The sequence below is a fragment of the Rhodococcus sp. Chr-9 genome (assembly GCF_000801125.1).
GTDB lineage: Bacteria > Actinomycetota > Actinomycetes > Mycobacteriales > Mycobacteriaceae > Rhodococcus > Rhodococcus pyridinivorans.
The window spans coordinates 181,313-192,415 of the sequence record NZ_JTIZ01000076.1 but is presented as its reverse complement, the minus strand read 5'-3'; the positions used below and the strand labels follow the sequence as shown (position 1 = coordinate 192,415).

The window sequence follows — 11,103 nt, the reverse complement described above, 5'->3', positions numbered from 1 at the left end:
TCAACCGCGGAGCATCTCCGCGACCAGGAACGCGAGTTCGATCGACTGCTGCGTGTTCAGCCGCGGATCGCACGCCGTCTCGTAGCGACCGTGCAGGTCGAGATCGGAGATGTCCTGGGCACCGCCGAGGCACTCGGTGACGTCCTCACCGGTGAGCTCGACGTGGATGCCACCCGGATGCGTGCCCAGCGCGCGATGCACCTCGAAGAAGCCCTGCACCTCGTCGACGATGCGGTCGAAGTGACGGGTCTTGTAGCCGGTGGACGCCTCGTGGGTGTTGCCGTGCATCGGGTCGCACTGCCAGATCACCTTGTGACCGGAGGCCTCGACGCGCTCGATGATGCCGGGCAGCAGATCGCGGACCTTCGAGTGACCCATCCGGGAGATCAGGGTCAGTCGGCCCGGCGTGTTGTGCGGATCCAGGCGCTCGACGTATTCGACGGCCATCTCCGGGGTGGTCGACGGACCGATCTTCAGACCGATCGGGTTCGACAGCAGTTCCGCGAACGCGATGTGCGCGCCGTCGAGCTGGCGGGTGCGATCACCGATCCACAGGAAGTGGGCCGACAGGTCGTACAGGCGCGGCTTGTCGCCCGAGTTGTCGAGGCGCAGCATCGCGCGCTCGTAGTCGAGGACGAGAGCCTCGTGGCTGGCATAGATCGTCGCCGCGCGCAGATTCGGGTCGATGACACCGCAAGCGTCCATGAATCGCAGACCACGATCGATCTCGGAGGCGAGCGCCTCGTAGCGGGCACCGGCGGGCGAGGCCGAGACGAAGGCCCGGTTCCAGTCGTGCACGCGGTGCAGGTCGGCCTCACCGGCGGCGGTGACGGCACGCACGAGGTTCATCGCGGCGCTCGCGTTCGCGTAGGCGCGCACGAGGCGCGACGGATCGTGCCTGCGCACCTCGGCATCGGCGACCAGCGAGTTGACCATATCGCCGCGGTAGGACGGCAGACCGAGCGCGTCGGTGTCGGACGAACGCGGCTTGGCGTACTGGCCGGCGATCCGCGCGACCTTCACGACCGGCGTCGACGCACCGTAGGTCAGCACCACCGCCATCTGCAGCAGCGTGCGGATGTTGCCCTTGATGTGCGGCTCGGTGTTGTCCGCGAACGTCTCGGCGCAGTCGCCACCCTGGAGGAGGAAGGCCTCACCCCGAGCGACGGCGGCGAGCTGGTTCTGCAGCTCCTCGACCTCGCGGGGCACGGTGATGGGAGGCACGCTCTCGAGCACGGTGCGCATCGCCGCGGCCTGTTCCTCGGGCCAGCTGGGCTGCTGCAGCGCCGGCTTTGCAAGCGCCGCGTCGAGGTTGGCACGCAGCTCCTCGGGCAACGGGGGAAGTTCGGGCAAGCGGTCGATCGGCACGTCGACAGTCCAGTTCACCCGTCCAGGATATGGCGTGACGGCCGGAAGCGGCGCAGCACCCCGTTACCCGCGTCACCGCGACCGGCGAGCAACCTCGATCGCTTCGAACTTTGCGAGGTTGTGGCGGGCGTCGGCGAGGGCGTCGTGGTTGTCGTCCGGCGCCGGGGGCAGGGGCGGTGAGCCCGAGTCCTCCCAATACTGCCGGAGCTCGCGGGTGAAGCGGGGCAGGACGTCCGGGAGTTCGGGCATGGTGCCCCACAGCTGGACGAGCACGACGTGGTCGTAGGCTCCGATCCACGCCCACAGTTCGGGCCGGATGCCCGGTCGTGGCACGAGGAACTTCAGCAAGTCGTCGCGGATCCTCGATCGCGACTTCCAGGCGGGGTGCGCCGGGGGCGGGAGCTTCGGGAGGACGTTGCGGCGCACCCAGGCTCCGGCCCGGGTCGGGTCGAACTCGGTCGACACCGCGTAGAACTCGCGGCCGTCCTCGCAGGCGACACCGATCGAGACGAGTTCGATCGTGCGTCCGTCCTCGATGAACTCGCAGTCGTAGAAGTAGCGCACCTGCTCACCCGGCACGCGTGTCGGGAACGCGGTCCGCGACGGGACCGTCCTGCGGCGGGGTCGCGGCACTGCCGTTCGTCGACGCGCCCGTGTCCCCGACCCCCGACTCGTCCGCCGAGCCCTTGTTCTTGAGGGAGGCGGCGTAGATGTCGACGTACTCCTGGCCCGACAGCTGCATGAGCGAGTACATGACCTCGTCGGTGACTGTGCGCTCCACGAACCTGTTTCCGCCCATGCCCTCGAACCGGGAGAAGTCGATGGGCTCACCGATCCGGACGGTGATCTTCGCCGGTCGCCACATCTTCGACCCGATGGGGTTCATCCGGTCGGTGCCGATCATGGCGACGGGGATCACGGGGACGCCGGTCTCCAGCGCCAGTCGCGCGAGGCCGGTCTTGCCCTTGTAGAGGCGTCCGTCGGGTGAGCGGGTGCCCTCGGGATAGATGCCGAGCAGCTTGCCCTGGCCGAGCACCCGGACCCCGGCGTTGAGCGCATCCTGCGCGGCGTCGGCGCCGGTGCGGTCGATGGGGACCTGCCCGACGGACGAGAAGAACCAGCGCTGGAAGGCGCCCTTGAGTCCGGTGCCGGTGAAGTACTCACTCTTCGCGAGGAAGGTGATGCGCCGACGTACGAGGAGGGGAAGGTAGAACGAGTCGAGGACGGCCCGGTGGTTACTGGCCAGGATCGCCGGTCCGTGCGCCGGAATGTTCTCGCCGCCTTCGAACTTCGGACGTCCTATGAGCCACAGCAGCGGCCCCAGGAGGGCGTACTTGAACAGCCAGTACCACATGGCATCCTTCCCGAATCCGATCATCCCCCACACGGATCGGTGCAGCACCGCCCGCCGGTCGACTCTACGACGACGCGACTGCCCCTCGCACATCGCCCCAGTGCTCGACCCCACCCTTTCAACGTCGACGTGACGATAATCTCACCTCCGGCGAATCTCACCTCCAGTGGAATCCGACTACAGCGGCGGTCGTGAGGTTTCGATCGCGGATCGGGCGAGATCGGCGGCACCGATGAGCCCGGCGGCGTCGCCGAGCTGCGCGACCCGGACGCGCGCGAGAGGACGATGGCCGGCGCCGGTGGTCACGGCCGCGTAGTGCTCGCGCGCGGCGTCGAGGAACAACGGCGCGGAACCGGAGACCCCTCCCCCGATGACGACGAGCTCGGGGTCGTAGACGTCGGCGACGAGCGCCAGTCCGAGCGCGAGCCTGCGGGCGAAATCGTCGAAGGCCGCGAGAGCGACGGGGTCGCCGTCGTGGGCCGCACCGGCGACCCGCCGGCCGGTGAGCGATCCGGGATCCGAGGCGATCTCGCCCGCGAGAACGGACCGCCCGGGTTCGGCCGCGAGCATCTCGACGGTCGTGTCCACGAGACCCGTTCCGCTGCAATACCTCTCCCAACATCCCTGCTTGCCGCACGGGCAGGGCCGCCCGTCGGGCACGACCTGCAGGTGACCGAGTTCGGGCGCCACACCGTAGGCACCGCGATAGATCCTGCCGTCGAGCAGCAGGGCCGCGCCGATGCCCGTTCCGAGCGCGACCATCACCGCGATCGTGCTGCCCGCGGCGGCGCCGAAGCGGTACTCGGCCCAGGCCGCGGCATTGGCGTCGTGTTCGAGAACGACCGGCAACCCGAAGCGTTCGGTGAGCGTCTCGGCGAGCGGCGTATCGCGCCAGGGCAGATGCGGTGCGAACCGCACGGTGGTGCGGTCCTCGGTGAGGAAACCCGCGACCCCCAGCCCGACCGCGCCGATGTCGTTGCGCTCACGCAGATGCTCGACGAGCCGGTGCAGCGCGTTCTCGAGGGCGACCGCGGAGGACGGCGTCTGCGTGCGCACACTGTCGACGACGTCGCCGTTACGGTCGACGGCTGCCGCGCGGATGCTCGTGCCCCCGATGTCGATCCCGACCGTGAGCCCGGGGTCGTGCGTGTTCACGTGCGGAGGTTGACGGAGATCGGCTCGAAGGCCGGACGATCCCGTGTCGGCGGATCGGGGGTCGGCTCGGGCGGGACGCCACCGGTCGAGGGCAGGAACTGCGCGAGGAACTTCCGCAGCAACGCGATCAACGCCGCCAGTTTCGACGCCAGCCTGCTGACCAGTTCGTGGTTCTCGCCGCGAACCAGGGCTGCGGCGGCACAGAGCGGGCACCACGCGCACCCCTTCGGGGTGGTCGCGGCCTCGGCGTCACCCGGCGCCGTCGAACCGGTCGCGGTATCGGGGGCGGTATGAGCAGACGCGTCGCCGGTCGCGGCGACGAACTGCTGCACCGTGCCCTCGACGCGGTCGAGCACGGCGTCGGCGAGCAACAACAACTCGGAGATCAGGGCTTCGTGGTCGTCCCTCACAGCGGCCACACCGCCGGATCCGGTACGAATCGCACCACCAGATCGGTTCCGTCGAACTCGGCATCGGAGACGGTGCACCGCCGCAGCCCCGAGGCGAGTCGCACCCGGCGTCGCATGCCGTCGGCGCCGACGACGAGGTCGTCGCCGATCCGTCCGAGTGTCAGGGACGCGGGATCGGCGAGCGGCAGGTACATGCGCATCGCGTACACCGACTCCACCCCCGTTCCCGATTCTTGCTGCACCCGGACCGGCTCGTCGGTCTCCGACGAGGGAACGAGTGCATCGCGGCGGAGCGCCGTGGCGAGCTCCTCCAGAGCTGCCAACCCTACCGGCTCCGCAGCACGGCGCTCGCACACGATCACGGGAACGTCGGTGACGGCCGCCCCGATCTCGGCGACGATCGCCTCGTGCGCGGCCCGTTGATCGGCCAGCAGCCGTGCAGCCGCACCCGAACCGCCCACCGCGGGGACGACGCCGTTGACGACGACCGCGTCGACGCGAATGCCGGACAGGGCGAGCCACGATCGCACCCGTGCGAGCTCGGCACGACCGGCGCGGTCGGGCGTCGCCACGATCACCGCGGCGCTGCGTCCGCGATCGTCGAGCAGGTCGCGTACCGCGGTGATCCCCGACAGCAACCGATCGAACAGCGCGACGAAGACACCCGTGCGGGGGTCCGGACCGGTGGCCGCCGCGACCCGGCTGTGCTGAGGCCAGATCCGTTCCAGCGAATCGGAGACCGTGCGCGGCGCGGTGAGGGTGCGCAGGGCGTCGGCGGAGGCCGGGGCGTCGACGACGACGAGAGCCCACCGTCCGCTGTCCGCGAGTCGCGCGACCTCGGCGAGCACGAGCAGTTCCTCGACGCCGGGAAGCCCGGTCAGTTCGTCGGGCTCGGGCAGGTCGAACTGGTCTGCGTGCTCGTGCGTCCCGGCGAGCGCCGCCATCGAGGCGAGGACCGCGTAGCGCGTGCGGAGCAGCTGCAGCGAGTCGATCTCGACCATGCCGAGGTTGTCCTCGACGGTGCGGATGTCCGTCGCGCCGGCGTCCCGGTTCGTGGCCGGAGGCAGGTCGAGCACGTCGCCGAGGGAGTGCGCCCGGTCGATGGACACGACGAGCACGGGTTCTCCCGCACGGGCGGTCGCGAGCGCCTCGGCCGCGGCAAGGGTCGTCTTCCCGGCGCCGCCCTTTCCGAGGAACCATCGCACGCGGGCCGGGGCGTGCCGGACGTTCAGCCCTCCACCTGCTTCTTGAGTTCCTTCAGCGCGGTGTCGGTGATGACCTTCTCCGCCTTGCGCTTGAACAGACCGATCATCGGGATCGTGAGATCCACGGTGAGCTGGTAGTCGACGACCGTGGTGCCGCCGGGGGCCTCGGTCAGCACGTACGAACCGGACTGGGCCTTCTGGATCTCACCGCTCTCGAGCTCCCAGCTCACGGCACGGTTGTCGGACGCCCACTTGTACCGCAGGACGTAGGTGTCCTTGACGATGCCGGCGTCGAGGACGAAGCGCACGCGTTCGGCGCGGCCGTCGGGACGATGTTCCACGACCTCCACGGTCTTCGCCGCCGACACCCACGTCGGATAGGCATCGAAATCTGCGATGACCTCCATGACACGCTCGGCCGGCGCGTCGATGGTGATCGACCTCTTCGTCTTCTCGGCCATGTGGTGACGGCTCCCTTTCTCGGTCCCTCGGGTGTGCACCGATCAGTCCCGCCCCGAGGGTCTATCACACACCGTGGGAACAACGGTATCGGGACGACGCGCCTTCGGTGGCTTCAGTGTCGCGGCGGTTCACCTGCCGGACGACCGGCCTCGAGACGCTGCTTGACCTCGAAGGTCATCACCTTCCCTTGGACCCGGCGCGTACGGTTCATTCCCGCGAGGTCGAGACCCGCCACCCGCTCGGGCGCGACACCGGCCGGCTCGCAGTGCAGGAAGTAGTGGATCACCGCGCCGTCGAGAACCGGCTCGATCCACACCTCCATCGTTCCGTCGAGCGGACCCGACACCGTCCACCGGATGCCCTTCTCGGCTCGGTCCTCCCGCACGGTCAGTACGAGATCGGGCCACCATGCACGCCACCGATCGAGGGCCGCGACCTCCTCGGCGATGCGCTCCGGAGGCGCCGCTACGAAGGTCTGGTCCGCCACCTGAATGCTGCTCACGCAGAACAGCTTCACATATCGCGTCGGCGGCCCGTCCGGTCACCCCGCCGACGGCGTCACCGTCTCGTTCGGGGGCGCCGAGGCGTCGAGATAACCGCGCAATCTTGCGCCCAGGACGTCCCATCTCCAATCGCTGGAGACCCACTCTCGACCGGCCGCGCCCATCGCGGCGGCACGATCGGGATCGGCGAGGACACCGGACACCGCGGTCGCGACGGCTGTGACGGAGGTGCCGTCGACGACGTAGCCGGTGCGACCGTCGCGCACCGTTTCCGGGGCACCACCCGACCGGCCTGCCACGACGGGCACCCCGGTCGCGGACGCCTCGAGGTACACGATGCCCAGTCCCTCGACGTCGAGACCGCCGCCGCGGGTCCGGCACGGCATCGCGAACACGTCAGCGATGGTGTGGTGCGCGGCGAGCTCGGCCGACGGCACGGTGCCGGTGAATACGACGTGCTCCTCGACATCCGTGCGGCGCGCGAGCTCCCGCAGGCGCGACTCGTACGGTCCGCCGCCGACGATGACGAGGACGGCACCGTCGATCCGCTTCCGGATCGCGGGCAGCGCGCGGATGAGCACGTCCTGTCCCTTGCGCGGCACCAGGCGCGACAGACACAGCACGGTGGGCCGGTCGCCGAGACCGTAACGTGCCCGCAGTTCGGCGCGGGCCGCCGGATCCGGCCGGAAGACGTCGGTGTCCACCCCGGACGGCAGGTGTTCGAGACCCGCTTCGGGGCCGAATGCCGAGGCGAACCGCCCCCTCGTGTAACGACTGACGTAGGTGACGGTGTCGGTGTGCTCGCCGATCCGCCGCAGCGCCTGCCGGGCGGCGGGAAGCATCGACCATCCCACCTCGTGGCCGTGGGTGCTGGCGACGATGCGATGAGCGCCGGCGCGGCGCAGCACGGGCGCCAGCAGCGCCAACGGTGCAGCCGCTCCGAACCAGACGGTGTCGCAGTCGTGTTCGGTGAGCAGCCGCGTGGCCCGTCGCGCGACGTCGGGTGTCGGCAGCATCAGTGTCGTGGGATGACGGACGACCTCGAAGGGGACTCGTGCGTCGAACTTCACATGGCTGTCGCCGCGCCACCGCGGCGCGTAGACGACCAGGTCGTCGGACGGCAGCTGGTTCGCGAAGGCGTGCAGATAGGACTGGATGCCCCCCGGTCGGGGCGGGAAATCGTTCGTCACCAGCAGGGTCCGCGACATGGGACCACCGTAGAAGCAGCGCGACGGGAAGGCGCCGACGGGTCCCGAGCTCCGGACGGTGCCGATGGGCCCGGCCCGGACCGTCCCGGTCAGCGGATGTCGCGGATGCGCTCTCCGAGCCAGCGACCCCAACCGCCCACGAAGCCGGCGGTGTCGACGCCGAGCAGGTCTGTGAGCACGTCGTCGAGGTGTTCGTCGGTGACGGGACCCGCGGCGAGGGCGCGGTAGAGGGAGACGAGCGTGTCGTGTCCGAACTGGTCCGCGGTGTACGCGGCGATCGACCAGGAGCTCTCGTAGGCGAGCGTCGACCGGTCGCCGATGAAGTCGCCGTCGGCGGACAGCGACGTCGGTGCACCCGACGCCCGTACCTGCCGGGTCAGCGTCGGCGCGATCCGCTGCACGTCGACCGGCCCGGTGGCGAGGCCCTCCGCGGCCGTGCGGTGGCCGACGTAGTCGGCGAAGCCCTCGAGGACCCACATCGGGGAGCCGTCCACGGTGCCGGCGCGTGCGGCGACGTGCACCGTCTCGTGCGCGAGCACGATCCGGCGGGAGGTGTCGTCCAGCCGGTCGCTCGCGGCCGGGTTGAAGACGATGCGCTGCCCGGTGGCGATCCCGCGCTCGTGGTCGACATCGTCGGAGACCGCGACGGCCGCGATGTCGTCGCCGTCGTGTCGTGGCCCGACGAGGTGCGAGAACTCTTCGTGTGAGGACGTCACGACCACCAGTGCGCGTCGCGGCCAGGAATCGCCCCAAAGGTCGTCGACAGCCTCGACCACCGACGGCAGGTCGCCTGCCAGGTCGTCGACGAAGGCGGCGTTGTCCGGGTGTCCGATCACGAGCGAGCGACCACCCTCGGTCTGCGCGGTCGCGAGGTGGAGGCTGCCGTGGTCCCAGGGCCCTCGCCAGGTGACGGTCTGCGCCCCGGCGAGATCGGGTGCGTCGTCGGCGATCCGCCAGCCCTGCGGCCGGTGGACGAACAGCACGGTCACCGGTCGCCGGGTGGGTATGTCGTCGATTCCGTCCACGGCGTACCGCAGGTGGACGCGGTGCGCCCGTACCTCGTCGGCCGCGAACCGGGCGATCGTCTCGGGCGGCAGGGGCAGCGCGGGTTCGGAGGCGAGTTCGTAGCCGAGATCGGCGAGGGGAACGGCGGAGATCGCCGCGATCCGCTCCCGTTCGGCGTCGAGGAGTTCCGGAGACGCGTCGTCGATCAACTCCGCGAGGGACCCGTCGTCGCCGGTCCGGACGGCGTGCGCCCAGTCGTCGAGCACGACCTGCAGTTCGGCCCGTACCCGACTGTCGGCGTCGTCGGTGTCCACCGGGTCGACGGCCAGCAGCAGTCCTGCCGTGACCAGCGCGACCACGAGTCCGGCCAGGCCGAGACGTTCCCACTTGCGGGTACCGGCGGTGAAGGACGATCGCGCGGGCACCGCGTCAGTCTAGGTCGGTGTCCGAGGGTGGTCCCGTACGCCCTCGCCCACCGGCTGCGATCCCGCCTCTACCCGGTCAGTACCGCCGGGCGCTGTGGAACGGGAAGCGATCGATCGACTGCACCTTCACCGGCACACCGAAGGTCGACGCGTGCACCATGTTGCCATCGCCGACGTACATGCCGACGTGGGAGGCGTCGTCGTAGAAGATCACGAGGTCGCCGGGCTGCAGATTGTCGCGGGAGACGGGGATGCCGCCCTGCGCCTGGGCCTGACTCGACCGGGGCAGTGATTTGCCGACCTGGTTGTACGCCCACACCATGAGTCCCGAGCAGTCGAACTGGTCGGGGCCGGTCGCGCCCCACACGTACGGCGAGCCGATCCGCGACAGGGCGGCGCGGAGCGCGGCGCCGTTGCTGCCGGGGACGAGGTGCTGCAGGATCTTCTCGGCGTCGAGGCCCGGAGGGAAGGGAGTGCCGGCGAGTTCGGCCTTCTCCGCGTCGCTCAGCGCCTCGAAGGCGTTCAGGACCCCTTCGATCTGCTCCTCGAGTTCGGCCTGTCGCCGCTGGAGTTCGTCGCGGAGGGTCTGGGCCTGCTCGGCGGCGGCACGCGCCTCGTCGGCGGCATGCTGCGCGGCGACGGCCGCCTCGGCCGCAGCGGCGGTGGCCGCCCGGAAGCCCTCGACCTCACGCGAGGTCTGCTCGCCCAGGACGTCGAGCAGGACCATCTGGTCGAGCATTTGCTGGGGCGAGTCGCTCACCATGACGGCGAACAGCCGGTTGGTGCGCGCACCGCGGTAGTTGGCCCGCGCGAGCTTGTCGACGGTGGGCTTGAAGCGGGCGATCTCGGCGCGAGCGGCGCCGAGCGCGTCGTCGGCCTGGCCGGCACGCACCTCGGCCTCGTGCTGCGCAGCGACCTTCGCTTCGAGATCCGCCCCGGCGGCGTGCAACGCCTCGGTGGCCTGTTCGCTGCGACGCGACAGATCCGCGAGGTGCTCGAGGCGTGCTGCCGGGCTCTCCCCTGCGGGTTGCGCCGTCGCCGGCGCCAGGGTGAAACCGAGGACCATCATCACGAGGGCTACGACGAGCGCCGGACGGCCGGTCCGTCGCCTGTCCTGCACTCGTACGAGGTGCTTCGTCCTGTCGGAAACCACGTGGGCTCGCATCCTTTCCCAAAGGTCTCGATCAGGTTACGGAATTGCATAGGTTTGTGTCTACCTGCGAGTAGCCCTCCCACGCAGCGGCCGTTTGTGCAAGCAGTTCCTGCATCGGAAAGGACGTGCAGACACACGAGGAGGGTGGGTCCGGTACGTACCGGACCCACCCTCCTCGGGCAGTGCGTCGGCGCTGGAGCGGGGGTGCTCAGCCCGATCGGAAGCGACGGGCGCCGACCGATCAGAAGCGACGGGCGCCGACCGATCAGAAGCGACGGGCGCCGTCGACGGGCATCGAGTTCAGCGGTGCGATCTTGACCGGCTGGCTCGAGGTGGAGGCGTGCACGATGTTGCCGCCGCCGATGTAGATGCCGGTGTGGCTGCCGCCGTAGAACGACACGACGTCCCCGGGCTGCAGAGCCGCGACGTCCACCGGGGCACCGGCGGAGGCCTGCTCGTAGCTGGTGCGCGGGACGCTCAGACCGGCCTGCTTGTAGGCCCACTGCACGAGACCCGAGCAGTCGAAGGAGCTCGGGCCGGCAGCGCCGTAGACGTAGGGGGCACCGATCTTCGACTGCGCGGCGTCGGCAGCGCGCTGGCCGACAGAGCTGAAGGGGGCGGTGAAGGAACCGGACTGAGGCGCGGGGGCGGCCTCGGGGGCCGGCGGAACGATGTTGGCGATCTCCGGCGGCACGGTCACACCGGCCGGGAGGTCGAACGTTCCGACACCGGGAATGTTGATCGGCTCGGCCATCGCCGGGCCGGCCGAGACGGTGACTGCTCCGAGAGCAATGGCACCGGCGACGAGTGCGCGCCGGACGGTGCGCGTGCTGTTGTTCGAAACCACGAGGGGAC

The 11,103-nt window shown here is 70.1% G+C and carries 12 protein-coding genes; all 12 read right to left on the bottom strand.

Translation table 11 applies throughout. The annotated features are described in order from the left end of the window. The gene (locus tag QR64_RS10885; RefSeq protein ID WP_006554163.1) at positions 1-1,386 is read right to left on the bottom strand and encodes a class II 3-deoxy-7-phosphoheptulonate synthase; all 1,386 of its coding nucleotides are present in this window, start codon (positions 1,384-1,386) and stop codon (positions 1-3) included. 54 nt (positions 1,387-1,440) lie between these two features. Continuing rightward, complete coding sequence (locus QR64_RS10880; RefSeq protein WP_006554164.1) at positions 1,441-1,932, bottom strand: polyadenylate-specific 3'-exoribonuclease AS; 492 nt, start codon at positions 1,930-1,932, stop codon at positions 1,441-1,443. A 4-nt stretch (positions 1,933-1,936) separates the two neighbouring features. Continuing rightward, positions 1,937-2,722, bottom strand: coding sequence for a lysophospholipid acyltransferase family protein (locus QR64_RS10875; RefSeq protein WP_006554165.1), 786 nt, complete (start codon positions 2,720-2,722; stop codon positions 1,937-1,939). A 177-nt stretch (positions 2,723-2,899) separates the two neighbouring features. Then, positions 2,900-3,877: an ROK family glucokinase gene (locus tag QR64_RS10870; protein ID WP_006554166.1), complete on the bottom strand. Its 978-nt coding sequence runs from the start codon at positions 3,875-3,877 to the stop codon at positions 2,900-2,902. Beyond that, on the bottom strand, positions 3,874-4,296 hold the full coding sequence (locus QR64_RS10865; RefSeq protein WP_039585177.1) for a hypothetical protein: 423 nt from the start codon (positions 4,294-4,296) through the stop codon (positions 3,874-3,876). Before QR64_RS10865 ends, QR64_RS10870 begins: the two co-directional genes overlap by 4 nt. Then, entirely contained in the window at positions 4,284-5,492 is a 1,209-nt protein-coding gene (locus QR64_RS10860; protein ID WP_006554168.1) for an ArsA family ATPase, read from the bottom strand. The genes QR64_RS10865 and QR64_RS10860 overlap by 13 nt, the downstream gene beginning before the upstream one ends. 23 nt (positions 5,493-5,515) lie before the next feature. Further along, complete coding sequence (locus QR64_RS10855) at positions 5,516-5,953, bottom strand: SRPBCC family protein (RefSeq protein WP_006554169.1); 438 nt, start codon at positions 5,951-5,953, stop codon at positions 5,516-5,518. A 113-nt stretch (positions 5,954-6,066) separates the two neighbouring features. Next, on the bottom strand, positions 6,067-6,456 hold the full coding sequence (locus QR64_RS10850) for a hypothetical protein (RefSeq protein ID WP_024101289.1): 390 nt from the start codon (positions 6,454-6,456) through the stop codon (positions 6,067-6,069). Between the two features lie 39 nt (positions 6,457-6,495). Further along, positions 6,496-7,665, bottom strand: a complete 1,170-nt coding sequence (locus QR64_RS10845) for a glycosyltransferase family 4 protein (protein ID WP_006554171.1) — start codon at positions 7,663-7,665, stop codon at positions 6,496-6,498. An 89-nt stretch (positions 7,666-7,754) separates the two neighbouring features. Further along, positions 7,755-9,095, bottom strand: a complete 1,341-nt coding sequence (locus tag QR64_RS10840; protein WP_039585176.1) for a membrane protein — start codon at positions 9,093-9,095, stop codon at positions 7,755-7,757. A gap of 76 nt (positions 9,096-9,171) precedes the next feature. Beyond that, positions 9,172-10,215: an NlpC/P60 family protein gene (locus QR64_RS10835; protein ID WP_006554173.1), complete on the bottom strand. Its 1,044-nt coding sequence runs from the start codon at positions 10,213-10,215 to the stop codon at positions 9,172-9,174. Positions 10,216-10,513: 298 nt separating this feature from the next. Continuing rightward, positions 10,514-11,095 carry a C40 family peptidase gene (locus QR64_RS10830; protein ID WP_024101293.1) on the bottom strand — a complete coding sequence of 194 codons (582 nt, stop codon included), beginning with the start codon at positions 11,093-11,095 and terminating at the stop codon, positions 10,514-10,516. Positions 11,096-11,103: the final 8 nt, after the last annotated feature.

Bases quoted from the DNA above. Each gene is read 5' to 3' on its own strand.
- QR64_RS10845 (WP_006554171.1), bottom strand. From the start codon at position 7,665: ATGTCGCGGACCCTGCTGGTGACGAACGATTTCCCGCCCCGACCGGGG.
- QR64_RS10855 (WP_006554169.1), bottom strand. From the start codon at position 5,953: ATGGCCGAGAAGACGAAGAGGTCGATCACCATCGACGCGCCGGCCGAG.
- QR64_RS10875 (WP_006554165.1), bottom strand. From the start codon at position 2,722: ATGTGGTACTGGCTGTTCAAGTACGCCCTCCTGGGGCCGCTGCTGTGG.